At 44.6% G+C, this 25,200-nt stretch carries 23 protein-coding genes; 13 read left to right on the top strand and 10 right to left on the bottom strand.

Translation table 11 applies throughout. The annotated features are described in order from the left end of the window. Positions 1-101: 101 nt before the first annotated feature. The 3 genes from MSG33_RS01690 (at position 102) to secF (ending at position 3,489) form a co-directional block, all read left to right on the top strand. Positions 102-581 carry a hypothetical protein gene (locus tag MSG33_RS01690; RefSeq protein ID WP_104973502.1) on the top strand — a complete coding sequence of 160 codons (480 nt, stop codon included), beginning with the start codon at positions 102-104 and terminating at the stop codon, positions 579-581. A gap of 164 nt (positions 582-745) precedes the next feature. Continuing rightward, positions 746-2,584: a protein translocase subunit SecD gene (gene secD / locus MSG33_RS01695; RefSeq protein WP_104973503.1), complete on the top strand. Its 1,839-nt coding sequence runs from the start codon at positions 746-748 to the stop codon at positions 2,582-2,584. A 2-nt stretch (positions 2,585-2,586) separates the two neighbouring features. Beyond that, positions 2,587-3,489 (top strand): protein translocase subunit SecF, encoded by a 903-nt coding sequence (secF, locus tag MSG33_RS01700; protein ID WP_248379581.1) that lies wholly within the window; start codon positions 2,587-2,589, stop codon positions 3,487-3,489. Between the two features lie 62 nt (positions 3,490-3,551). Here the strand turns inward: secF and MSG33_RS01705 are convergent, their stop codons facing one another. Both MSG33_RS01705 and MSG33_RS01710 read right to left on the bottom strand, forming a co-directional pair. After that, a complete protein-coding gene (locus MSG33_RS01705) occupies positions 3,552-3,818 on the bottom strand; it encodes a hypothetical protein (protein WP_012842361.1) in 267 nt (88 codons plus the stop codon). Between the two features lie 16 nt (positions 3,819-3,834). Next, positions 3,835-4,455, bottom strand: coding sequence for a LysE family translocator (locus MSG33_RS01710; protein WP_041853084.1), 621 nt, complete (start codon positions 4,453-4,455; stop codon positions 3,835-3,837). 1,006 nt (positions 4,456-5,461) lie between these two features. Between MSG33_RS01710 and MSG33_RS01715 the strand changes: the two genes are divergently transcribed. The 4 genes from MSG33_RS01715 (at position 5,462) to phaC (ending at position 9,671) form a co-directional block, all read left to right on the top strand. Then, positions 5,462-6,202 carry an SDR family oxidoreductase gene (locus MSG33_RS01715; RefSeq protein WP_046875888.1) on the top strand — a complete coding sequence of 247 codons (741 nt, stop codon included), beginning with the start codon at positions 5,462-5,464 and terminating at the stop codon, positions 6,200-6,202. Positions 6,203-6,214: 12 nt separating this feature from the next. Next, on the top strand, positions 6,215-7,423 hold the full coding sequence (locus MSG33_RS01720) for an acetyl-CoA C-acetyltransferase (RefSeq protein ID WP_031780700.1): 1,209 nt from the start codon (positions 6,215-6,217) through the stop codon (positions 7,421-7,423). A 44-nt stretch (positions 7,424-7,467) separates the two neighbouring features. Next, complete coding sequence (locus MSG33_RS01725; protein WP_005398278.1) at positions 7,468-7,815, top strand: phasin family protein; 348 nt, start codon at positions 7,468-7,470, stop codon at positions 7,813-7,815. Between the two features lie 80 nt (positions 7,816-7,895). Next, on the top strand, positions 7,896-9,671 hold the full coding sequence (phaC, locus tag MSG33_RS01730) for a class I poly(R)-hydroxyalkanoic acid synthase (protein WP_005398277.1): 1,776 nt from the start codon (positions 7,896-7,898) through the stop codon (positions 9,669-9,671). A 203-nt stretch (positions 9,672-9,874) separates the two neighbouring features. Here phaC and MSG33_RS01735 read toward each other — a convergent pair whose 3' ends face one another. From MSG33_RS01735 to napF, 6 genes are all read right to left on the bottom strand, one after another. Next, entirely contained in the window at positions 9,875-10,009 is a 135-nt protein-coding gene (locus MSG33_RS01735; RefSeq protein WP_005373546.1) for a TIGR02808 family protein, read from the bottom strand. Positions 10,010-10,020: 11 nt separating this feature from the next. Next, the gene (locus tag MSG33_RS01740; RefSeq protein WP_005398274.1) at positions 10,021-10,599 is read right to left on the bottom strand and encodes a NapC/NirT family cytochrome c; all 579 of its coding nucleotides are present in this window, start codon (positions 10,597-10,599) and stop codon (positions 10,021-10,023) included. A 28-nt stretch (positions 10,600-10,627) separates the two neighbouring features. Beyond that, positions 10,628-11,083 (bottom strand): nitrate reductase cytochrome c-type subunit, encoded by a 456-nt coding sequence (locus MSG33_RS01745; protein ID WP_031780699.1) that lies wholly within the window; start codon positions 11,081-11,083, stop codon positions 10,628-10,630. 78 nt (positions 11,084-11,161) lie between these two features. Next, on the bottom strand, positions 11,162-13,651 hold the full coding sequence (gene napA / locus MSG33_RS01750; RefSeq protein WP_006741149.1) for a periplasmic nitrate reductase subunit alpha: 2,490 nt from the start codon (positions 13,649-13,651) through the stop codon (positions 11,162-11,164). Continuing rightward, positions 13,648-13,956: a chaperone NapD gene (locus MSG33_RS01755; RefSeq protein WP_005398456.1), complete on the bottom strand. Its 309-nt coding sequence runs from the start codon at positions 13,954-13,956 to the stop codon at positions 13,648-13,650. The genes napA and MSG33_RS01755 overlap by 4 nt, the downstream gene beginning before the upstream one ends. Positions 13,957-13,997: 41 nt before the next feature. After that, complete coding sequence (gene napF / locus MSG33_RS01760) at positions 13,998-14,483, bottom strand: ferredoxin-type protein NapF (protein WP_005398455.1); 486 nt, start codon at positions 14,481-14,483, stop codon at positions 13,998-14,000. 247 nt (positions 14,484-14,730) lie between these two features. Here napF and narQ point away from each other — a divergent pair, with 247 nt between their 5' ends. Both narQ and MSG33_RS01770 read left to right on the top strand, forming a co-directional pair. Then, positions 14,731-16,467 (top strand): nitrate/nitrite two-component system sensor histidine kinase NarQ, encoded by a 1,737-nt coding sequence (gene narQ / locus MSG33_RS01765; protein WP_248379583.1) that lies wholly within the window; start codon positions 14,731-14,733, stop codon positions 16,465-16,467. Beyond that, positions 16,454-17,086, top strand: coding sequence for a response regulator (locus MSG33_RS01770; protein WP_005398453.1), 633 nt, complete (start codon positions 16,454-16,456; stop codon positions 17,084-17,086). Before narQ ends, MSG33_RS01770 begins: the two co-directional genes overlap by 14 nt. Positions 17,087-17,175: 89 nt before the next feature. On the opposite strand, the gene MSG33_RS01775 is transcribed toward MSG33_RS01770, so the two are convergent. Beyond that, entirely contained in the window at positions 17,176-17,349 is a 174-nt protein-coding gene (locus MSG33_RS01775; protein ID WP_005373524.1) for a hypothetical protein, read from the bottom strand. Between the two features lie 261 nt (positions 17,350-17,610). Between MSG33_RS01775 and MSG33_RS01780 the strand changes: the two genes are divergently transcribed. Together MSG33_RS01780 and pepT are read left to right on the top strand one after the other, a co-directional pair. After that, positions 17,611-18,474, top strand: a complete 864-nt coding sequence (locus MSG33_RS01780; RefSeq protein ID WP_248379585.1) for a DUF6279 family lipoprotein — start codon at positions 17,611-17,613, stop codon at positions 18,472-18,474. Between the two features lie 170 nt (positions 18,475-18,644). After that, the gene (gene pepT / locus MSG33_RS01785; RefSeq protein WP_048624837.1) at positions 18,645-19,874 is read left to right on the top strand and encodes a peptidase T; all 1,230 of its coding nucleotides are present in this window, start codon (positions 18,645-18,647) and stop codon (positions 19,872-19,874) included. A gap of 87 nt (positions 19,875-19,961) precedes the next feature. Here the strand turns inward: pepT and MSG33_RS01790 are convergent, their stop codons facing one another. Beyond that, positions 19,962-20,426 (bottom strand): cytidine/deoxycytidylate deaminase family protein, encoded by a 465-nt coding sequence (locus tag MSG33_RS01790; protein ID WP_005373515.1) that lies wholly within the window; start codon positions 20,424-20,426, stop codon positions 19,962-19,964. A 417-nt stretch (positions 20,427-20,843) separates the two neighbouring features. On the opposite strand from MSG33_RS01790, the gene vmeY reads away from it, so the two are divergent. Both vmeY and vmeZ read left to right on the top strand, forming a co-directional pair. Beyond that, complete coding sequence (vmeY, locus tag MSG33_RS01795; RefSeq protein ID WP_248379588.1) at positions 20,844-21,971, top strand: efflux RND transporter periplasmic adaptor subunit; 1,128 nt, start codon at positions 20,844-20,846, stop codon at positions 21,969-21,971. 8 nt (positions 21,972-21,979) lie between these two features. Continuing rightward, the gene (gene vmeZ / locus MSG33_RS01800) at positions 21,980-25,132 is read left to right on the top strand and encodes a multidrug efflux RND transporter permease subunit VmeZ (RefSeq protein ID WP_046875892.1); all 3,153 of its coding nucleotides are present in this window, start codon (positions 21,980-21,982) and stop codon (positions 25,130-25,132) included. Positions 25,133-25,200: the final 68 nt, after the last annotated feature.

Here is a 25,200-nt window from a genome sequence, read left to right on the forward strand (position 1 = left end):
CTAGAGATTTATAACTTTTTAGTTGTGAACCATAATTAATAGGAATACTATCATCGAGTCGAGTGAAAAAACTCGACTCGTTTTGTTTTTAGTGAGTTCTTATGTCTCAGATTTGCTTGAAAAAATTGCTTTTTATGCTGCTTGCGATGGTATTGCTACCAGCGCATGTTTTTGCTGCGCAAATCGATCAGAAAGCTCATTTACCTTACTTTTCTAAGCTGCAACCATTTGTTGCGAGTATTGCTTTTGCAAATACCTCAATCGATTTTTCTGAAGTCTCAGAAGAAACGACGCAGTCTCCGATTTCTGAAAGTCATGCAAGACTCGATACGCTAGCTCTATTTAACACTCAACGTTGGGTTTCTCACTTACGTGAAGGCCTCGATGATGAGCATGTTGACGTTGTTGGTGACCTAAACACGCCTTTCTATGTTGACGCAGGTTATGCCTACAGCCTGATGGATATCAATTGGCGTCAAAACCAGTACACTTTTTATCATTTCACAAGCGATCATCGCATTTCTGGTTGGAAAGAGACCAACGCAATGTACGTCGCACTCAATAGTCAGTTTTCTGCCTAAACACCATCTATTTGCACCATTGTGCACTCTTAACACGACGATTGTATTCAACAGGGCGTAACCGTCCTGAGCATTTCATACCCTGAATTTATTCTGGGGGCATCTGTCGTGTGTTAAGCCTTGTTATTAAAAGCTTCACTTCGTAGTGAAGGGATGATGTTTACATGAAAAAAACACCAAAGCAGCAAAAGAACAGAAAGCTGATGAATCACTATTCAGCTTGGAAATATGTCGTATTAATCACGACGGTCATTATCTTAACGTTAAGCGCGATTCCGACTTGGTTCGGTGAGCAACCATCGATCCAGCTAACGTTTTCAAACCAAAACAGCAGTGAAATGTCGGTTGTTCAGTTGAATCAACTACTGAAAACCAATCACATCTCAGCAGACAAAATCATCGAAAAAGATGGCAAAACGACCATAGTATTCGATGATGAAAATGCGCAAAGCAAAGCTCGTGCGTTACTGAACAATGAGCTAAATAAAGAAGACAGCATTACCTTCTCATATGTGTCTGTTGCTCCAGAGTGGCTGAATGAGATGGGGTTTAGCCCAATCAAACTCGGTCTTGACCTTCGCGGTGGGGTACAGTTCCTCTTGAATGTTGACGTAAATAAAGCATTTGAGGAGCAACGTAATGCTTTGATCGATGAGATCAAAGCAAGCCTGCGAGATCAGCGCGTGCGTGGTGTACAAATTCGCGCAGAAAGTGGTAACCGCATTGCGGTAAACAGTGAGAGTGATACCGCCCTAGCTGAAGTAAACAAATTCTTGCGTCAAAACTATCCAGGTTGGGTGGTGAAAAGCTCGTCTCGCGGTTTTGTTCTTGAGCCAAGTGAGCAGAATATTCAAGAGTTCCAATCAACGACATTGCAACAAAACTTGAAGATTATGCGTGGTCGTATTGAAGAGCTAGGCATTACGGAAGCATTAGTTCAGCGTCAGGGTAAAGACAGCATTCGTATTGAGCTCCCAGGTGTACAAGACCCAGCACAAGCGAAAAACGTTATTGGTGCCACTGCGAGTTTGGCATTCTACGAAGTGAAAGATGCAAGCCAAGCGCGAAGCGGCCAAGATCTTGTGCTGAAAGATAACGATGGCCGAACGGTTATTCTGGAGAAACGACCAGTCCTAACGGGTGAGCACATTGTTAACGCTCGTGCAGGTGTCGACAATATGGGTATGTCAGAAGTTAACATCTCGCTTGACCACGCGGGCGGTAAAAAGATGAGTGATTTCTCTGCAACGCATATTGGCAAGCCAATGGCGACGGTTTATCGCGAATACAAGACAAACGATCGTGGCGTAACAGAGCGCAGCGAGCGCGTTATCAGCGTTGCGACTATTCAATCTCAACTTGGTAGCCAGTTCCGTATTACCGGCGCTGGCAGCATGGACGAAGCGCAGCAGTTAGCGCTATTACTTCGTGCGGGTTCGCTAACAGCCCCGGTTACTATCGTAGAGGAGCGCACTATTGGTGCTTCTTTGGGAGCTGAAAACATTGAAAATGGTTTTGCGGCACTTGCTTTAGGTATGGGGTTAACACTGACCTTTATGGCCCTTTGGTACCGCCGCTTAGGTTGGGTGGCGAACGTGGCGCTTTGTGCCAACATGCTTTGTTTGCTTGGCTTAATTGCCTTGTTACCAGGTGCGGTGCTAACGCTTCCAGGTATTGCAGGGTTGGTGTTAACCGTTGGTATGGCAGTGGACACCAACGTTATTATCTTCGAACGTATTAAGGACAAAATGCGTGAAGGCCGCAGTTTCGCTCAAGCGATTGATCTAGGCTTTGATAGCGCGTTCTCGACCATCCTTGATGCCAACATTACTACCATGATCACCGCCGTGATTTTATACGCCATCGGTAACGGCCCGATCCAAGGCTTTGCCTTAACACTCGGATTAGGTTTGTTAACCAGTATGTTTACAGGCGTATTTGCCTCTCGAGCAATGATCAATTTAATTTGGGGCCGAGATGCCCGTCGTGATGTGAGGGTTTAATCATGGTCGAAATGCTAAAACAAAATATTCGTAAAATTCGCCACTTCACTACGCTAGTTTCTATCGTTTTGACGGTGATCGCGCTTGGTGCTCTGGGCTTTAAAGGGTTGAATCTTGGCTTGGATTTCACTGGTGGTATGGTGACAGAAGTGAAAGTCGATAAGTCGTTAACCAACCACGATCTGCTTGATGCACTGCAACCAAAACTTGGTGAATCAACCTCTGTCACCCGCACAGGTGAAGATGGTCGTTGGCTCATTCGCTACTCCGCCCCAGAAGAAGGACAAACTCTGCCGAGTGTGGCAGAGGTATTAAAGCCAGTTTCACATCAAGTTGATGTCGTCAGCAACAGTATTGTTGGTGCTCAAGTTGGCCAGGATTTGTTTGACCAAGGCGGTTTAGCACTATTGATTTGTGTGCTGAGCATCCTTGGTTACTTGTGTTTCCGTTTTGAATGGCGCTTAGCGAGTGGCTCTGTATTTGCTCTGGCTCATGACGTAATTGTCGTCCTCGGCTTCTTTGCCGTTACCCAAATGGAATTCAACTTAACGGTTTTTGCTGCCGTATTGGCAATTTTAGGCTACTCATTGAATGATTCGATCATCATTTCAGATCGAATTCGTGAGCTACTGATCGCGAAACAAAGTTGGAAAATGGAAGACATCAATGACCAGGCTGTCATCGCGACGTTCTCTAGAACGATGGTGACATCAGGCACAACACTGATTACTGTTGGTGCACTATGGATTATGGGGGGAGCACCGCTAGCGGGTTTCTCAACCGCGATGTTTATTGGTGTGCTATCAGGTACATGGTCTTCCATTTCCATTGGTACCGTATTACCTGAACTGTTCAAACTAGAACCGAAGCACTACTTACCTGTCGAGATTGATACCGCGCCGTAAGGCGAGGTGCTGAAGGTTAAAAGTGCTTGCGCCACTCAGTTTGAGTGGCGTTTTACTTTGTGCTATTTCACACGCATCAGGCGGTGTTTGACGTGACCTAAATCGAACTCAATGATTTGAGAGCGCTTCATCGATTCAACCAGGCGCAGCATGGATGTGTGATAACCTTTCTTTTTCATCCATTGCAATGGCTCGGAAAAGCTGTCTTCGTTTACAACGTAAGATTCGCCTTTGTGTTCTCCAGCATAAACGTTTACGACCCAAACCCGGGCCTGAAAATCTAATACTTCACTTATGTTTCGCGTAATTTTTCTTAGGATATTTTTCATCATTTCCAGCGTTGCTTTAGCTCAGTAATAGCCAAACACCAACCCCCATCATTAAAGTGCCCGCGATACGGTTCATCAGGCGCACATTCTTTGATTGACCCAACACGCGTTTCAGTCCTTTACCACCCGTGGCATACAGAGACATACAAATGAACTCAAAAAGAAGGATGATGGAGACAAGCACGATCAGCTGTGGAGCAAGAGCCGCATTTTGATCGATAAAAGGCGGCAGCAGAGAAATCATAAATGCCCAGCCTTTTGGGTTTGCGATAGCGGTAACGAAGCCTTGCATGATGAGCGCGACATTACCACTTCTGGGTGTCTCCAAATTATCGACATTTATTGCTAACTTACCTCGAGATCGCCACATTTCTACACCAAGATAGAGTAAGTAGCCGCCACCAATAAACTTTAGTGCGATAAACATCCAAGGATAGTTGAGCATGATCGCTGCGATCCCTAGTACTGCCGAGACTGAAACCAGCGCGACACCGACGAGTTCACCAATCATCATCCATAATGTGCGGCGATAACCGATACTCATTCCTAGCGTTAAGGCGAGCGTCATGCACATTCCTGGTGTAATTGAGACAAAAAAGAAGGTAGGGATGAACATACTGAGCAATGCAAGATTCATGTTTGTTGATAACTAAGTGATTTGATAGAAGCCACAAAGATAGTGCAAATTGATAAAGGATACTATCCCCAAATATCCCCAAATAACCTCAAGGTGCTAGGTTCAGCGAGAATGACTTGGCTCACAGGCACGGCAACGATTTGAAGATCTAGTGGTTCTAAATCAAAAATCGTTAACAAAGGCTGTGGGATAAGGAAACTCGCCCTGCGGAGCATGTCACTGACACGATTTCTGCATCTTGACGTCATTTGGGTATAACATCAATTTACTTGGGTTAAAGAATCTAGATGATTGCTTTAGGAGATGGTACCACCGAATATTGCACCGTACCGGTACTTCAATAGATAAAAAGTGATTCGATACGTTAAATGCTAGTTAATTGATGTTATTTGGATATTTAAAATAAAACTGAAATTATTTTTTAATTGCTGCGTCATAATAGTGCGAACTGCACCAAAATGAGACGTTTTCTTCTATTTTTTACATTCTAAATATACCAGTTTTCATAAGTAAAACTATAAATATAAAATTAAGGTTATACTGTCAGTAATATCATTTAAGTTAGTAATTAAATGATATTACTGACAATTGCTTATATTGATATTTGAATTATTATTCTAATCGTATTTATAGATAACAACTCTGATCATGAGAGTAGTATCTGAAATCATGAGATGATGTAACGTCCACTGTTCGGTATGTAACTTATTGATAAATAATGATTAAATTTATGTTCTGATAAGCTTGTGTTTAACTTTATTTTATTTAAAACAATGACTTATAAATAGTTAACCATTTTATAACATTTCATGTTTAATGAGATCTAAATCAATCTTATGCAAATGGATTAGTTTTTTATTTGAAATGTAATATTTCTGGTTTAACTTAAAATAAAAGGCATCACAGGATTGATAGCCAAAAGAATAAATAAACACGTCAGTTGGTGATTTATTTCATCAGTGTATTTAGTTTGCTTTTTTAAATGCCGTTAAGAATGGAGTCTTCGATGAAGAAAGTCGCTTTGATCACCGGATCAAAAGGCGGAATTGGTTCTGCTATTTCCTCTCAATTAGTGAATGATGGTTACCGTGTAATCGCTACTTATTTCACAGGAAACTATGAATGTGCGTTGGAGTGGTTCAACAGTAAAGGGTTTACCAAAGATCAGGTTCGCCTTTTTGAGTTGGACGTAACAAACACTGCAGAGTGTGCAGAAAAGTTAGCGCAATTGCTTGAGGAAGAAGGGACCATTGATGTCGTTATCAACAACGCAGGTATCACACGTGATGGCGTGTTTAAAAAGATGACTGCGCAAGCTTGGAATGACGTCATTAATACCAACCTCAATAGTCTATTCAACGTTACGCAACCTCTGTTCGCTGCGATGTGCGAAAAAGGCGGTGGTCGTGTCATTAACATCTCTTCAGTCAATGGCCTAAAAGGGCAGTTTGGTCAAGCAAACTACTCGGCGGCGAAAGCTGGGATGATAGGTTTCTCTAAAGCGTTGGCGTATGAAGGTGCTCGTTCGGGTGTGACAGTAAATGTTATTGCGCCTGGCTACACAGGTACACCAATGGTTGAGCAAATGAAGCCAGAAGTATTGGAATCCATCACGAATCAAATCCCAATGAAACGCCTTGCTACACCAGAAGAAATTGCAGCATCAGTGAGCTTCTTGGTCAGCGATGCAGGAGCCTATATCACCGGTGAGACTTTGTCGGTGAACGGCGGCCTATACATGCACTAAGGAGATAAGATGATGGAAAAAGTGTTTATCGTAGCAGCGAAGCGCACTCCAATTGGCGCCTTTGGTGGCAGTCTGAAAAATACCTCTGCTGGCAATTTGGCAGCAGTAGCGATTAAGGGCGCATTGGAAGCGGCGAAGTTGAATGCCGACAAGATTGACGAAGTCATTGTTGGCAACGTTGTCGGCGCAGGTCAAGGCATGGGAGTCGGTCGTCAGGCGGCATTGTTCGCTGGGATTCCGGACGCGGTTCCTGCGTATGGTGTAAACATGGTTTGCGGCAGTGGCATGAAAACCGTCATGGATGCGGTTTCACATATCCGTAGTGGCGATGCAGAGATTGTTGTTGCAGCAGGTGTTGAGGTCATGTCTCAGATACCGTTTGCCGCACCAAGCAGTATTCGTGATGGCAACAAAATGGGCAACCTAGAGCTGAAAGACCTGCTCGTAGCGGACGGTTTAACCGACGTTTATAACCAATATCACATGGGTGTGACGGCAGAAAACGTTGCAAAAGAAATCGGCCTAACCCGTCAACAGCAAGACGAGTATGCGCTGTCTAGCCAACAGAAAGCGGTGGCGGCAATCGAAGCGGGCAAATTCAAAGACGAAATTGTGCCCGTAGAAGTAAAGCAACGCCGTGAAACGGTGCTATTTGATACCGACGAATACCCAAAGGCTAATGCGACCATGGAAGCGTTAAGCAAGCTGCGCCCTGCTTTTGACCGTGAAGGCACTGTGACTGCGGGGAATGCATCAGGTATTAACGATGGCGCGAGTGCAATTATCGTCGCGTCTGAGAGCGCAGTTAAAGCACATGGACTCACGCCTATTGCTGAGATCGTAAGCTATGCGCAATCGGGGCTTGATCCGAAAATTATGGGTCTAGGTCCAGTGGAGTCAGTCAATAAAGCATTAGCAAAAGCGGAATTAACGGTAAACGACATTGACGTTTACGAGTTAAACGAAGCATTTGCTGCGCAAGCACTTGGCGTGATTCATCAGTTGGCGGAAACCAACCAAGTTCCCGTTAACGCGATTCAAGATAAAGCGAACTTTAATGGTGGTGCTATCGCGCTAGGTCACCCACTTGGTGCATCGGGCAACCGAATCTTAGTGACGCTTGTTCACGAGCTTCATAAGCAAAATGGTCAATATGGTGTCGCATCACTTTGTGTGGGCGGCGGCATGGGGACGGCTGTGGTTATAAAAGCAGTTAAGTAATTATTTAAACGGACATTTTTAATTCTTTCTCTAGGAGATAAACCATGTACACAGATTTCTTCAAAACCTTTAGCGATCAAACTGAAAAAAATCTAGAACCTTACTTGAAGTTCAACAAGCTAGTGACAAAAAACGTAGAAGTGTTGACTGAGCTTCAACTGAACGCAATTCGTACTTACAGCGAAGTGGGTCTGAACCAAATGAAAGCGGCATCAGAAATCAAAGACGTAACGTCATTGACTGCTTTCAACAGCCAGCAACTAAGCGTTCTTACTAAGCTTTCTCAACAAATGATGGACGACAGCAACAAGCTTCAAGCTATTGCAAAAGAGTTCAAAGAAGACGTTGAGAAAATGACTTCGGAAAATCTAAAGACTGTTACTCCAGCGTAATTTGTCCGATTCTCGCCGCCTTAGGGTCTCTAGACCCTAATTTGGGCGGCGTTGTTTTTTCCGAATATAGGAGTAAGACTATGTTTCAGCACTTCTTTTCGGACTATCTTGTACAGCTTCAACAAACCAATCAACAGTGGTGGCATGATTTCGAAGTGAACAAGGCAGTCGTGAACTCTCCTTTAAATAAGGCCATGCAAGAAGTGAACTTGGAAGACACTGCCAAACTCTTCGAACAAGCTGTAAATCAACCTGCTGCGATCTTAAAACTGCAAGCAGAATGGTGGGAACAGCAGCTACAAATTTGGCAGAATGTCGCGTTGGCGGGTAACCAAAAACAGGTCATTGAAGCAGAAAAAGGGGACAAGCGTTTTTCTAATGAAGCGTGGCAAAATGAGGTGATGTATAGCTTCATTAAGCAATCCTACCTGTTATTCAGCAAGACTTATTTAGATACAATTGAGTCACTCGAAGGTTTGGATGAAAAATCTAAAGAGCGAATACTTTTCTTTTCCCGTCAAGCCATCAATGCACTTTCCCCTTCGAATTTCATCGCGACGAATCCAGAACTCTTGAAACTGACACTTGAGCAAAACGGTCAAAACCTTCTGGCTGGCTTAGAGCAGTTAAAAGAAGACGTTGAGTCCAGCGCGGACATTTTGAAAATTCGTATGACGAATAACAATGCATTCCGCGTGGGTGATGACGTTGCGACCACTCCGGGCGATGTGGTTTTTCAAAACGAATTGTTTGAGTTGATTCAATATCGACCTCTAACAGAGAAAGTGAATGCGACGCCACTGCTCATCGTTCCGCCTTTCATTAATAAATACTACATCCTTGACTTAACAGCGAAGAACTCAATGGTTCGATGGTTGCTAGAGCAGGGACATAGCGTATTTATGATGTCTTGGCGTAACCCAGGCAAGGCACAAGCGCATGTAGAGTTTGGTGACTATGTGACAGAAGGCGTCGTCAAAGCCGTCGCGGCAATTGAAGATATAACGGGCCAAGAGCAAATCAACGCGGCTGGTTACTGTATCGGTGGTACGGTTCTGGCGAGCACGGTTGCGTACTATGCGGCAAAACGTATGAAGAAGCGTATTAAATCAGCGACTTTCTTCACCACATTGCTCGACTTTTCTCAGCCAGGCGAAGTTGGCGCGTACATCAATGACACCATTGTGAGTGCAATTGAGGCGCAAAACAACGCAAAAGGGTATATGGACGGTCGTTCATTAAGCGTCACATTCAGCTTACTGCGTGAAAACAGCTTGTACTGGAACTACTATGTCGACAACTACTTGAAGGGCAACAGCCCAGTCGATTTTGACTTGTTGTACTGGAACAGTGACAGCACCAATGTGAGTGCTGCCTCTCATAACTTTTTGCTTCGTGAACTCTATTTAGAGAACAAGCTGGTGCAAGACAAAGGCGTCAAAATTGGTGGGGTATGGATTGATCTAAATAAGATCAAAATTCCTAGCTATTTTGTATCAACGAAAGAAGACCATATAGCGTTATGGCAGGGAACTTATCGTGGTGCCCTGAACACTGGTGGCAACAAAACGTTTGTTCTCGGTGAGTCGGGTCATATTGCGGGTATCGTGAACCCTCCAGCGAAAAATAAGTATGGTTATTGGTTGAACGATACTTTGGATGATTCGGCTGACGAGTGGTTGAATAATGCCGAGCACAAAGAGGGATCGTGGTGGACACATTGGAATGAATGGCTACTTCAATTCAATCCAAAAGAGCAAGTCGAACCATTCCCTATTGGCTCGGAAGATCACCCAGCAATCGATGAAGCTCCAGGGCAATACGTCAAGCAGGTTCTGCCAGTAAAAGAATCTTAAACAACTCCCTATAGCAGTAAATTTTAGCGACCTTTATGGTCGCTTTTTTTGGTCGTTACTGACTACCTTATTATACCGATTGAGTATATGTATCGGTTGAGGACATTTTGGGCCGAAAGTGACGGTGAATAAAAAAGCGCCGAGTAGATACTCAGCGCTTAGTGTCAACAAATAGGCAAGTTGACGGGTAGAGGTGCGTTACGTTACACCTCTTTATCCTTACCAAATGACAGCAGCCAGAGAGAGATTGCTGCTACTGCCACAAAGCCGGAAAGAATAATCACAGGCATGGCGCTATAGCCAAGGATATGCCAAATTACAGATTCTAAAGTACTCATGGTAAGTCTCCTTAGTGCCAGCCTTCAACGCCGCTCATGTCCGGTAGTTTGTGCGCGATGCCTTTGTGACAATCTACGCAGGTTTTCTCTCCAGAAGCTAGCGCAGTAGAGTGCTGCTCCGCTGCTCGTGAGCCTTGTTGAGAGTAATCCATGTAATCAAACTCGTGACAGTTACGACACTCAAGAGAGTCATTCTTTTTCATTCGCGCCCACTCTCGCTCAGCAAGGTGTCCTCGACGCTCTTGGAACTTCTCTGGTGTATCGATAGTACGCAGAACATAGTGAGCGAATAGCTCTTTGGATGCTTGTACTTTACGAACGATCTTATCTGTCCATTCATGAGGAACGTGACAGTCTGAGCAGATGGCACGAACACCAGAACGGTTAGAGTAGTGAATTGTTTCTTGAATTTCAGCAACGATTGGTGCGTGACAGCCAGAACAGAACTCTTCTGTGTTGGTTGCCTCCATACCTGTGTTGAATGCGCCCCAAAATAAAAGACCGCCAGCAAAACCTAAGAACAAAACCACACCAGCGGCAGCTTTACTTGGGTTCTTCAGTCTTTTCCAAAACGCTTTAAGTATTTTCATAAATAACCTCTTCGTACTCGCGTTTCAATTACTGAAGCGAATCAACTGCCTCGAACTTGTTTTCAACTAGTGGCTTAGCATTAGTTTGTGGCACGTGGCATTGCAAACAGAAGTAACGACGAGGAGACATATCCGCCAATACAGCATCTTCTCGGTTTACATAGTGCGTTACGCTAATTTTAGTCGCGCCTGACTCTTTTGCATTTTTCCAGCTGTGGCACGCAAGACACTTGTTAGCATTTAACGATACTTCGTAGTGACGGATGCTGTGTGGGATCAACGGTGGTTGATAAACAAAGCTATCTTCAACAATCTGGTCTTTAGGGAAGTCTTTGAACTCATCTGCTGGGCGTGTGTCTTCCAATTGAGACATTCCACGTAGAGACTCTAGACCACCAATGCCACCTGGATTATCTAACTCAGCTTGCGCAATGCCTGTCACTAAAGCACCTACAGATAAAAGTGCGACAAGTAATTTTTTCATCATTTCATCTCCGCCTTTATGGCTTAAATTCTTTATTAGGCCGCCATAGTGACGGCCGTAGCATTCGGTATCTGAAGGTTAAGCAATCTTAGTGATTTTGACTGGACACTTCTTAAAGTCTGTCTGTTTAGACAGTGGGTCAGTCGCATCTAGGATGAGCTTGTTAATCAAAATACGTGCATCAAAGAACGGTACGAATACCAAACCTTTTGGCGGACGGTTACGACCGCGAGTTTCAACACGAACGCGTACTTCGCCGCGTTTGTTTGCCATGAGTACTTCTTCACCACGACGAACGTTACGCGCTTTTGCGTCTTCAGGGTGCATGTAACACACCGCGTCTGGTACTGCTTTGTATAGCTCAGGTACACGACGAGTCATGGTGCCTGTGTGCCAATGTTCAAGAACACGGCCAGTACATAGCCACATATCAAACTCATCGTTTGGCACTTCTGGTGGCGCTTCATATGGTGCAGAGATAATCTTCGCTTTGCCGTCAGCATTGCCGTAGAAATCCCAACCAGAACCTTCTTTTGCGTATGGGTCAGAACCTTCTTTAAAGCGCCATTGTGTTTCCTTACCATCAACAACTGGCCAACGTAGACCACGCACTTCATGGTAACGGTCGTATGGTGCCAAATCATGCCCGTGACCACGGCCAAACGTTGCGTATTCCTCAAACAGACCTTTTTGAACATAGAAACCGAAGTGGTGGGCATCGTCATTCAATTCGCGAGCTTCTTCGATAGGGAACTTGTCGACATTACCATTGCGGTATAGTACGTCGTACATGGTTTTACCACGGTACTGAGGCGCTTTCGCTAGAAGCTCTTCAGGCCACACTTCTTCCATTTTGAAGCGTTTCGAGAACTCCATTAGCTGCCACAGGTCGGATTTTGCCTGACCGACCGTGCCCACTTGTTGGTACCAAGCTTGAGTACGACGCTCTGCGTTACCGTAAGCACCTTCTTTTTCAATCCACATTGCAGTAGGAAGAATAAGGTCTGCTGCTTGCGCTGTTGCCGTCGGGTATGGGTCAGACACGACGATGAAGTTTTCTGGGTTGCGGTAACCTGGAAGACGTTCTGTGTTGATGTTTGGACCTGCTTGCATGTTGTTGTTACATTGAACCCAATAACAGTTCAGAACGCCGTCATTCAACATGCGGTCTTGCAATACGGCGTGGAAGCCAGGTTTTGGTGGAATCGTCCCTTCTGGCAGTTTCCAGATGTCTTCCGCAATCTTACGGTGTTTCGGGTTAGCTACTACCATGTCTGCAGGTAGACGGTGAGCGAAAGTACCAACCTCACGAGCCGTACCACACGCAGATGGTTGACCCGTTAGTGAGAATGGGCTGTTACCCGGAGTCGAGATCTTACCGGTTAGTAGGTGGATGTTGTAAACCAAGTTATTCATCCACACGCCACGAGTATGTTGGTTCATACCCATTGTCCAAAGTGACATTACTTTTGTATTTGGATTGGCGTATTGCTTCGCAAGCTCGATAAGCTTCTCTTTTTCAACACCAGAGATTTCAGAGGCTTTCTCAGCGGTGTAAGGTGCAACAGACTTTTTGTACTCTTCGAAAGAGATAGACGTTAGCTTGCCTGAGTTAGGATTCTTCGCTGCTTTTTGTAGCGGGTCATCGTCACGTAGGCCGTAACCGATGTCGGTATCTGCTTGAGTGAAGTTCGTGTGCTTGTTCACGAAGTCCCAGTTTACCGCATCGTTTTCGATGATGTAGTTCGCGATGAAGTTAGCAATCGCTAGGTCAGACTGTGGATTAAAAATGTAGCCGTGATCTGCCAACTCAAATGAACGGTGGTAGTAAGTAGAAAGCACGTTCACTTTAACGTGAGGGTGACTTAGGCGACGGTCAGTAATACGAGTCCATAGAACAGGGTGCATCTCTGCCATGTTCGAGCCCCATAGAACGAATGCGTCTGCGTTCTCAAAGTCATCGTAACACCCCATCGGCTCATCGATACCGAATGCGCGCATAAAGCCAACTACAGCAGAAGCCATACAGTGACGAGCGTTTGGATCAATGTTGTTTGAACGGAAGCCAGCTTTCATTAGCTTTGACGCAGCGTAGCCTTCCATTACTGTCCATTGGCCTGAGCCAAACATACCTACGCTTGTTGGACCTTTTTTCTCGAGGGAAGCTTTCCATTTCTCAGCCATGATGTCGAAAGCGTCATCCCAAGAGATAGGTGTAAATTCACCGTCTTTGTGGAATTTGCCATCTTTCATTCTCAGCATCGGCTGAGTCAGACGGTCTTGACCGTACATGATCTTAGAAAGGAAGTAGCCTTTAATACAGTTTAGGCCTTTGTTTACTGGTGCTTCTGGGTCACCCTGTGTTGCTACCACTTTGCCATTTTGAGTACCAACAAGAACAGAACAGCCTGTACCACAGAAACGACAAGGTGCTTTGTCCCATGTGATTTTGGTTTGATCAGAGCTTGCAATCAGGTTGGCTGCAGATGCTGGTAGTGTCACACCTGCGACAGCAGCAGCTGATGCAGCCGCGTTTGCTTTCACAAACGCACGTCTTGTCATTTTCATACTTCACCCTCGATTTGGGAATGTTGTGTTCCAGTGTCTTCTTCATCCGTTTCTTCAAGCCCAGTTTCGATTTGGTGATAAACCAATACCGTGCTCAAGACATTCGGTAAATTGTTAATGGCATCGATAGTGTCTGTGATAAAACCTTGGTTCTCGGTTTCAAGCACGACGATAATCTTGCCTTCTGGACTGTCACCATAGATTTCCGCATTTTCATGTGCTTCGATCTGTTGTTTGATTTCGTCCAGATGTTCTGGCAGTACGTGTACTACCAAACTTGAAATATGCACTTCATTTAGTGACATATAGCTCTCTCATTTATTGCCTTTGGCCGACGACATACGGCTTAGGCTGTTATATTGCTCACATTGATGGATGAAGTCGGGCACACTGAAACACAGGCGCCGCAGCCGTTACACTCATCAAGGTCTAAATTGGGTTGTGCTACTTTCCCCAGCTCTAATTTGAACTGAATTGCCATTGGGTCGCACATATCCCCACAGCTTCGGCATTCGACATTTTGTTTTGCTAAGCAGCTATCGTTGATGCTTGCTTTCGCTTGCCAAGGTTGCTCTGTTTTTGGCAAGAAAAGGGGCTCAGGACAGGCGTCTGCACACTGATAACAAAATGTGCATTCATCAATAGAAAAATCGACCGAAGGGAATCCGCCATCACTTTTAGTTATAATCTTTGTTTCGCAGGCCTCAATGCATTTACCGCAGCGAGTGCAATCGTCCGTAAACTGTTCTGGCTTGGTTAACCAAGGCAAACGTACGGCGTTGTCGGGGTGCGCTTTTCTTGCAAAGAGTCTTCTTCTGGAAAGGTCTACCACTTAGTCACCTCGAAACTTGGAACCCAAACTAAGCATAGTCCACAATTTTCATTAATAAACTGTCATTTAAACTAACGAAATTGTAGTTTTTGACATATTTGTATAAATACCTCTTAGGAGGTAAATGGGATGCAATATTGTTTTGGATCAATAAATTCCGTCGCAGGTGATCACATATTGATAAAGTTGAAAGGTAATGGGTTCATTGCACGTACAAATAGGGTTGTTAATGGGCGAGGAACTCAGATTGTTTAAAAATGTGAAAAAGTCAGTGACGCGCACGATTGCGTCCGCGATGCTTCTTATTTTGCTGCTTTCAGTTGCTACGACTGGTTTTGCAATTTTTACGTTAGCGTCAAGCTTGAATGATGCAGAAGCCGTCAATGTTGCTGGCTCAATGCGAATGCAAAGTTATCGTTTGGCACATGATATTCAGATTAAATCTGTTGATTACTCTTCACATATTGACGCCTTTGAACATTCGATATATTCACCTTCCATGAAAGCACTCCAGCACTGGTCAGTGCCAGAAGACATTACTCATGATTACTACCGTCTTATTATGAGATGGCATGAGCTCAAGTCGGTGTTGAGAGGAGATAATCCGGCGGAGTACCAACTCCTAGTGGCTGGTTTTGTAAATCAGATCGATGAGTTTGTATTTAAGCTGCAAAGCTTTTCGGAACAAAAGCTGATTAACTTAGCTTGGATTGGTGGGTTAGGGCTAGGCGGCATTCTTTGTGTCAGTATGTTTGTTGTTCATTTTGTGCGCCTCGAAGTTGTACGGCCTTTGCGTGCTTTAGTTTTTGCTAGCGAGCAAATTAAGAATCGCTCATTTAATATATCGCTTGATGTATCCAGCGATAATGAAATGGGGATCCTGACTCGAACCTTTAATCGGATGGCGACGGACCTTGGTAAGTTATACCGAGGGCTAGAACAAGCGGTTGATGAAAAAACGCGTAAATTACAGCATGCGAATCAGTCTTTAGAAGTATTGTATGACTCGTCGAAAGAGTTAACGGCTTCGCGTATTAATCAGGATAACTTCCAAGCCATATTGCAACATATTGTAAGTCTTGAAGGCATTAAAGCGGTCAAACTTGAAATAGAGCAATTGGGAGAACCGAGCTGGATATTGATGGAAGGGGAAGAGTGCTGCCACGACTGTGATGAAGATTGCCACAGTAAGGCTCTAACGTTGGACGGTGAGCACTTAGGCTATTTGTATTGGAAGGCCGGGTTACCTTGTCCGAATGAGGCACTGATTGACAACTTTGTGCAGATTTTATCGCGTGCCGTGTATTACAATCGAGCCCAACGCCAAGCAGAACAAATCCTACTGATGGAAGAGCGAGCCACCATTGCTCGGGAACTGCATGATTCATTAGCTCAAGCACTCTCTTATTTAAAAATTCAGGTCGCTTTATTAAAGAGAAGCGTAAAGAATTTGCCTGATGAAAAAGCGATAGCTCAGGCGAATCAAGTCATTGCCGAGTTGGATACGGGCTTATCTGCTGCCTATACCCAACTACGCGAATTACTGACGACGTTTCGTCTTACGATTAAAGAGGGCAGTTTTGGCCAAGCATTGCAAGATATGGTCGAAACGCTCAACGAACAAACCGTCGCTGACATTACGTTAAAAAATAGACTTTCTTCAACTGAACTGGATGCACACCAGCAGGTTCATTTACTACAGTTGATAAGAGAAGCGGCAATTAATGCCATCAAGCATGCGCAAGCAGATAATATTCACATTCAATGTCTTGATAATGATGGAAAAGTCACAGTAACCGTTACCGATGATGGAATAGGCTTTGAACATCAAGACGAAAAATTAAATCATTACGGTATGAGTATCATGCAAGAGCGAGCCGCTAGGCTGCATGCCGATCTTCACATTGAAGCATCGATCAACAAAGGCTGTACCGTAAAACTAGAATTCCAACATAGTAAGGAAGTAAACAGTGACAGTGTGTAAAGTAATGCTGGTGGATGATCATCCACTCATGCGACGAGGTATTCACCAACTTTTAAGCTTTGAGCCTGAGTTTGAAGTCGTTGCAGAAGCAAGTAATGGCGCAGATGCGGTAGCGAAAGCGCATGAGCTGGAACTGGATCTTGTACTTCTTGATCTCAATATGAAAGGCATGTCAGGCCTCGATACCTTACAAGCGCTACGTGCTGATGGTTGTGAAGCTCGAATTGTTATCTTAACCGTATCGGATAGTCCTGCTGACATAGAAGCAATAGTTCGAAGTGGCGCAGATGGCTATTTATTGAAAGATACTGAGCCTGATGAGCTGGTTGAGTTGCTAAAACAAGCGCATCAAGGCGACAAAGCTTACAGCCAAGAAGTTTCTAAGTATTTGAGTGAGCGTTCAGGACAAGAGGACGTTTTTGATACGCTGACGGATCGCGAAACGCAGATCTTAAGAGAGGTGGCAAGAGGTTTCCGCAACAAGCAGATTGCCGATCGTCTTTTTATTTCTGAATCAACGGTTAAAGTGCATATGAAGAGTTTACTTAAAAAGCTTCAAGTTCCTTCTCGTACTGCGGCAACCGTTCTTTATCTTGAGCGCTTTGGCGACATCAAATAATACAGTTGAAGAACAATCCCAAACCACCAATGGAATCAATCGTTTAGCGTGATTTTAATAATAAAAAAACCGCCTTTAAGGCGGTTTTTTTATTTGTCTGGGCGAATAGAGTACAAGTCACTGTTGTGCTTACCGCACTCTAAATAGTACTGATAAGCCACTTTTTTGCTTTCAGCAATGACTCTCATGCAGTGCATTTTCCCCTGTTCAAAATATCGAATCTCATATTCTACACTGGTATCAAGTTGCTCAGCGGCTGCCATACTTCGCCTCCATAAACCATCCAAAAAACATCCGTGCAAATTATATGCCGTTATAAGTAGCGTCGTTCGGTGTATTTTTTAGCCGATAATTGCGCTCTAACTCACTTTTTTGCGGATAGCTGTGATCAAAAAGTTAATTTCAAACTCTATATATTATTAAGGTGGCAATCAATATTTGTCACACTGGTGTAAGTTTGCCGCAATATTAAGTGATACAAGTTGAGTATAGAACTTAATCAATAGAAAAGGGAATACGAATAAGTGACTAAATTACAGGGTGTATCTAATAAGGTGCTTGGTTATGGCCTTCTATTTTGTTTCGTATTTCTTCTTGCCGGATGTACGAAGAAGTTTCTATACAGCAATATCGATTGGTTCGTTATCGATTACATAGAGGATTATGTTTCTCTGCAAGGTGAACAAGAAGTCTTGGTCGAAGAACGCTTATTATTGTTAGCAAAATGGCATAAGAAAGAAGAGTTACCGTTATATATCGATCATTTAAAAGAGCTTGAGAGATTAAAAGCGAGCGATATAACCCTAAATTATTTGCAGGAAAATCGAGATAGAATGCGAGCGCATTACGATAGAGTGGTAAGCAAAGCGGCACCAGACATTTTTGCTTTGAGTTTACAGTTAACGAAAGATCAAGAACGGGAATTTCTGAGTAATGTACAAGAGCATTATCAAGAGCGAAACGCAAAATATGCGGATAAAACGGAAGATGAAATACGTGAAATTATTCTAGATAACACAGAAGAATGGATGGAAGAGTGGTTGGGAAGCCTATCAGAAAGTCAGCGCCAATTAGCTCAAACGTTTTCTCAACAAGTCACTCTTAACAGTCCTTTATGGAGAGGTTATCGAGCTACGATATATCAAGAGCTCGAATATCTGTTCGACAACAAGTCCAATGCTGTCACTTATCAGGATATATTTATGCGCCTGTTGTTCGAGCCAGAGAGCTATTACAGTGAGCAGCTTTCTAAAAATATTGATTCTAACTTTGTGCTGGTCGATCAACTGACATTAGATATTTCTCAATCTATGACCGATAAACAATGGCTTCATTTTCGCGGTAAGGTAAAAGAGTGGCGAGTACTAGCTGAGGAATTATTAGATTAGATTCATGCTTCAATTGACGAGGGGATGTGCAGTAGCCTTTCTTATGAAAAAATGATTCAAAGCAAATTCTTATTGAGCTAAGAGCGTAACATAGCTTGAGGTTTGATGAGGTAAGGTCAGCTTGCTGATGGTTGATAAAGCCTCATCGTATAAAAACAATGAGAATAAATATGAAACATTTAGTTGAAAGATTTCTTCGCTACGTCACGTTCGATACCCAATCAAATCCACATGTTACGCTTTGCCCAAGCTCGCCTGGTCAGCTTGTGTTTGCTGAGTTGCTTAAGAAAGAGATGATCGAACTTGGCTTAAGTGATGTGACATTAGATAAAAATGGCTACTTGATGGCTAGACTGCCAGCTAACGTTGATTATGAGGTGCCGCCTATCGGCTTTATTGCCCATATGGATACCGCGCCTGACGCCTCAGGAAAAAACGTAAAACCGCAATTTATTGAAGATTACCAAGGCGGCGATATTGCGCTAGGATTGGGGGATGAAGTGTTATCTCCGGTGCAATACCCAGATTTACATCATCTACATGGCCACAATCTTATCACTACCGATGGCACTACATTACTTGGCGCGGATAACAAAGCTGGTATTGCTGAGATTCTCTCTGCAGTCGCGCTGTTACTAGAAAATCCAGACATTCCACACGGCGACATTTGTATCGGCTTTACACCAGATGAAGAGATTGGCCGGGGCGCAGATTTATTTGATGTTGAAAAGTTTGGCGCGAAATGGGCATACACTATTGATGGTGGCCCGCAAGGTGAGCTGGAATACGAAAATTTTAATGCGGCAAACGCCGATGTGATTTTTCATGGTGTCAGCGTTCACCCTGGTACTGCAAAAGGTAAAATGGTTAATGCGATGAACTTGGCTGCGAAATTTCAGGTTCAAATGCCTCAAGATCAAACTCCCGAAACAACAGAAGGCTACGAAGGGTTCTTCCATTTAAAATCGGCAGAAATGGGCGTGGCGCGAAGCGAACTTGGTTACATTATCCGAGACTTTGATCGTCAGGGCCTTGAAGAGCGAAAAGCCTTTATGCAGAAACTCGTTGATGACATGAACGCGGGCTTACGCCATGGTTCTGTAGAACTGAAAATAACAGACAGCTATTACAATATGAGAGAAATGGTTGAGCCTTACCCGCATATCATTGAGCTAGCGAAGCAAGCGATGGAAGCGTGTGATGTGGAGCCGATTATAAAACCTATTCGTGGTGGTACAGATGGCGCTCGTTTATCTTTTATGGGGTTGCCGTGCCCGAATATCTTCACTGGTGGTTTTAACTTCCATGGGATTCATGAGTTTATTTCGGTTGAAATGATGGAGAAGTCAGTGCTTGTCATCGTCAAAATTGCTGAAATCACCGCGAAAAAACACGGTTAACAGACTAGGTCGAGCGGTTCTTGTCGATTGAATGGGGAAAAATAGCCCAGAGTCATCTGGGCTATTTTTAAATTCAAAAACGAAACATTAACGTACGTCTTTGTCTTCAATTTCAATGTCTTCTAGTGGTAGCCAGTCGACTTTCACACCCGCTTGATCGAACATGTCTTGGCTGACTTGGATTTTATCTCCCCAGCGAGATAGAAAGTCTTCAGATTGCTCAGGGCAGTGCACGTGTGAGATCCCTGTTTGAATGATCTTTGCCGCGCAGTTAGGACATGGAAAATGCGTCACCCAAATATCACATCCGTCTAAATCACGTTTTGAGAACAAAATTGCGTTCTCTTCCGCGTGTAGTGTTTTAAGGTATTTCAACTCGCGTTCATCGGTATCGACACTGTCAGAAACACCGTGCGGGTAGCCATTAAATCCAACAGATACAATGCGATTCTGTTTAGTGATAACTGCACCGACTTGTGTTGATGGGTCCTTACTCCATGACGCCACTAGTTCTGCCATCTGGTAAAAGCGTTTTGCCCATTTAGAAATCATAGTCATCCTCTCTGTCGAAGGCGTTGAATTAATTGAATGATAACCCATTTATATTAAAAAAATAGTCAAAATCGGGGTCTTGAGTATGAAGGCGTCATTTTTTGTCTTTTTAACCATAAAACGTTCTTATCTTGAGCACCGAATCTCACTTTCCGTCTTTATACGATATCTCACTTAGTGTTTCCTGGCGCCTCTAAATGCACGATGCTTGAGAGTGTATATCAAATAGTTATGGTTGAGCTGTTTGTATATTGTTCATTAAATATCACTGTTAACTAAATTACTTTATTTTCTTTTTGTTTCTCATGTTTACATTTAGAAACATTTTGGGGGCTTTTGAGTGAAGTTTTCAGTTGCAGCAAGGAGTAAGGTTGATGGGAATTCAACAATATCCTGTTCTATAAAGACGGTAAATACATGCAAAAGAAACCACTTGTCGCACTAATGGCGGCTACAGCAATCCTCGCTGGATGCGGGGAAGCTAATAATGCCCAAAGGGAAGGCCAGGTGCCTCTCGTAGTGACTCAGGATGTCACGGTTATCGACTACCAACCGAGCAAGTCTTATATCGGTCGCATTGAAGCAGTAGAAGATACCAATATTACCGCGCAGATTTCTGGCTATTTAAAAGCTCGTCACTTTGAAGAGGGGCAAATGGTAGAAAAAGGGCAGCTTCTTTATTCTATCGAGCCATCTTCTTTTGAAGCACAAGTCGCGAGCGCTAAAGCGGCACTTGCACAAGCAAAAGCCGCGCTAAAAAAAGCGGAACTAGACCACACCCGAGGTAAAAACTTGTTGCCTCGCGGTAGTATCTCTCAATCTGAGTTTGACGCCTTAACTGCGGCACTTCTTGGTGCGAAAGCCGAGCTAGAAGCAGCAAACGCTCAGCTTAAGCTTGCTGAAGTTAACCTTTCTTATACTCAAATCCGAGCTCCGTTCAGCGGTCGTATTAGCGATACCAAAGTGAGTACCGGTGATCTTGTTTCCCCTTCATCTGGCGTGCTGACGACATTGGTGAGCTTAGACCCAGTGCATACTTCATTTAGTGTGAGTGAGCGCGAGCGTTTAGCCATGGGTATGGATCAAGTCAAAGGCGACGGCTCAGCAGAATCAAACAGAGTTGAAGTTCAGCTTGAGCTGGAAAATGGTCAGTTTTTTGAGCATCTCGGTAAGCTCGATTTCTTAGGTAATCGTATTGATACCAAAACTGGTACGATTGCAATGCGTGCGCTAGTGCCAAACCCAGAGCAGAAGTTACTTCCGGGTCAGCACATCAAAGTGAACTTGAGAGACAAGAACACGAAAGACGTTATTGTTATCCCACGACGTGCCGTACAGACTGACTTAGAAGGTGACTTTGTGATGGTGATGGCTGAGGGAAGTGTGGCAGAGCGTCGTAACGTCGAGCTTGGACCTCAGGTTGAACAAGGCATTATCATTCGAGAAGGCCTCGAACAGGAAGATACGGTTATTACACAGGGCCTACAGCGTGTGCGTAATGGTGTAGAAGTGCGCATTCAAACACCTGCTGAAGATAAGCAGTAGGGGGCACTATGTTAAGTCGTTTCTTTATTCAGAGACCTAAATTCGCGCTGGTTATTTCGATCATATTAACGCTAGCAGGCGCGATCTCACTGGCGATTTTGCCAGTGGCGGAGTACCCACAGATAAGTCCGCCATCAGTCAGCGTTTCGGCATACTACACCGGTGCGAGTGCGGAAGTTGTCGAGCAGGCCATTGCGGACCCCATAGAGACCTCGGTCAATGGCGTTGAGGACATGATCTACATGTCTTCAAAGAGCGCGAACGATGGCTCATACAGCCTAAACGTCACGTTCGATGTCGGGACCGATCCAGATATGGCGCAAGTAAACGTGCAAAACCGTGTGTCACAGATCGAGTCAAAACTGCCTCAAGAAGTGCGCATGGTTGGTGTGACGGTGAAAAAACGCTCACCTGACTTGCTGATGGTACTTAACTTCTATTCACCTGATGGCAAATACGATGATCAGTTCTTGATTAACTACATTAACTTGAATGTAAAAGATCAGCTGGCTCGTGCGAAAGGCATTAGTGAAGTTAACGTGATTGGTGGTGGCGAATACGCAATGCGTGTTTGGTTAGATCCGGAAAAAATGGCCAACCTTAAGCTAACCACGTCAGACGTATACGCCGCTTTGGCTGAACAAAACGTTCAAGTTGCGGCAGGGCGTGTTGGTGCAGCACCATACAACAATCCTCAAGAAGTTCAGTTTAACCTTGTGACCAAAGGTCGCTTGGAAAGCGTGAGCGAGTTTGAGAACGTTGTCCTTCGAGCTAATCCAAATGGTTCCACGGTTTATCTGAAAGATGTCGCTCGTGTCGAACTAGGTAAAAAGTTCTACGATGGTAACGGTAAATTCCGTGGTCAGGACGCGTCAATTGTTGCATTGTCTCTTCAATCAGATGCGAACGCGTTAGAAAGTGGTCAGGCCGTCATGGAGCTGCTTGAGGACTTGAGTAAAAACTTCCCTGAGGGCATGGCGTATGAGACCAGCTACGATACAACCGTGTTCGTATCTGAATCGATCAAAGGGGTAGTCAAAACACTGATTGAAGCGATTCTATTGGTGATTGCTGTAACTTACTTGTTTTTGGGGAGTGCGCGCGCAACTTTGATTCCTGTTGTTGCGATCCCCGTTTCTCTGATTGGTACGTTTGCCATCATGCAGGCGACGGGCTTCACCATCAATACGGTCACTTTGTTTGGCTTGATCCTCGCGATTGGTATCGTGGTGGACGATGCGATTCTGGTTATCGAAAACGTCGATACCACCATGGCGAAAGACCCAACCATTTCACCGCGTAAAGCGACATTGCTAGCGATGAAAGAAGTAACGGGCCCAATCATCACGTCGACCTTGGTTTTACTTGCGGTATTCATACCAGTCGCGATGCTGCCGGGTATCACCGGTATCATGTATCGCCAGTTCGCTTTGACCATCTGTATTTCGGTTGTGATCTCATCCATCAACGCATTGACGCTGTCTCCAGCACTTTGTTCTTTGGTATTGAAGCAGGGTGGGGGCAACACTGCTAACTGGTTCCAGGCTTTCAACCGAGGCTTAGAGCGTATCACAACGCGTTATGGTCAGGTCGCTGGTTTCTTGGTGAAGAAATCTTTGCTGCTCGTGACGTTCTTTATAGTCGCTATCGCGGCGGTCACTTTCTTTGCGAAAACCACCTCAACAGCGTTTGTTCCTCAAGAAGATAAAGGCATTTTGCTGGTTAACGTTCAGCTACCAGATTCAGCTTCTTTATCTCGTACTGAAGAAGTCACCAATGATTTAATGAACATGATTGGTGAAGAACCTGGTGTGGATGGCGTGACGGTTGCGAACGGTTACTCGTTTATGACAGGCGCAGCAGCATCAAACGGTGCATCTGTGTTTATCAAACTGCATGACTGGGATACTCGTAACTCGTTGCAAGGGGAGCACTCTGCCAATGCCATCGCGGCGCGTATTAACGGTCGTGCTGCAACAGAGTTGCCTCAAGCGGTTGTGTTTGCGATGGGGCCACCAGCGGTTCCTGGTATGGGGGCAGCGTCTGGTTTTGAGTTTGTGCTTGAAGATACGCTAGGGCGAAGCCGTACCGATTTGTCGATGGTCATGGGAGAAATGATCCAAGCGGCTAACCAAGCCCCTGAAATTGCCTACACGTTTAGTACGTTCCGCGCGAATGTCCCGCACTACTACGTTGATATCGACCGTGAGAAAGCACAGCAGTTGGGTATTTCACTGTCGTCTATTTTCCAAACCTTGCAAGGCAACTTAGGTTCGCTTTATGTGAATGACTTCACCATGTTTGGTAAGAACTTCCGCGTAACCATGCAAGCTGATAGCCAGCACCGTAGCAGCATGGAAGATCTAGAGCGTTTCCATGTTCGTTCTTCGAACGGCGATATGGTTCCGCTAAGTACGCTAGTGAGCTACGAGCAAGTGTTCGAGCCTGATGTAGCATGGCGTTACAACATGTACCGTAGTGCTATCATTCAAGGCCAACCAGCTCCGGGTTACTCTAGTGGTGATGCGATTGCTGCAATGGAACGCGTTGCTGCTGAAGTTCTCCCGCAGGGATACACGTATGAATGGACAGGTATGGCCTACCAGGAAGTACTTGCGGGTAACCAAGCCATTTATGCGTTTGCACTGGCTTTGATCTTCATTTACTTGTTCATGGTGGCACAATATGAGAGCTGGAGTATTCCATTAGCCATCATTTTGGTGGTACCAGTAGCAACATTAGGCTCCTTCTTGGCGTTGAATCTGACTGGGACACCGCTTAACTTGTATGCGCAAATTGGCCTTGTCTTGCTCATAGCCTTGGCGGCGAAAAACGCAATTTTGATTGTGGAGTTCGCCAAGCAAGAACGTGAAGAAAAAGATGCTGATATCGATAGTGCAGCGGTTAAAGGAGGCACGTTACGTTTCCGCGCTGTGAATATGACATCTTGGTCGTTTATCCTGGGTATCTTCCCGCTGATCTTCGCCGCAGGTGCAGGGCACGTGAGCCAAAACTCGCTCGGCGTGTCGCTGATTGGTGGTCTATTGTGTGTGCTTCTAGCAGGTACATTCTTGATCCCAGGCTTCTACGCTCTGGTGCAAAGGCAGCGTGAGAAAGTTCATGGCGGCAACACCAAGCTGGTTCCTCTTGATGATGAGTAATCACACCCGCTGTGCACAGTAGAGCACGAAGTTAAAGTCGAAAAAAAGCCCGAAGCAATGATCGCCTC

It is taken from the genome of Vibrio sp. 1CM7H (genome assembly GCF_023161645.1).
GTDB classification, from domain to species: domain Bacteria; phylum Pseudomonadota; class Gammaproteobacteria; order Enterobacterales; family Vibrionaceae; genus Vibrio; species Vibrio diabolicus.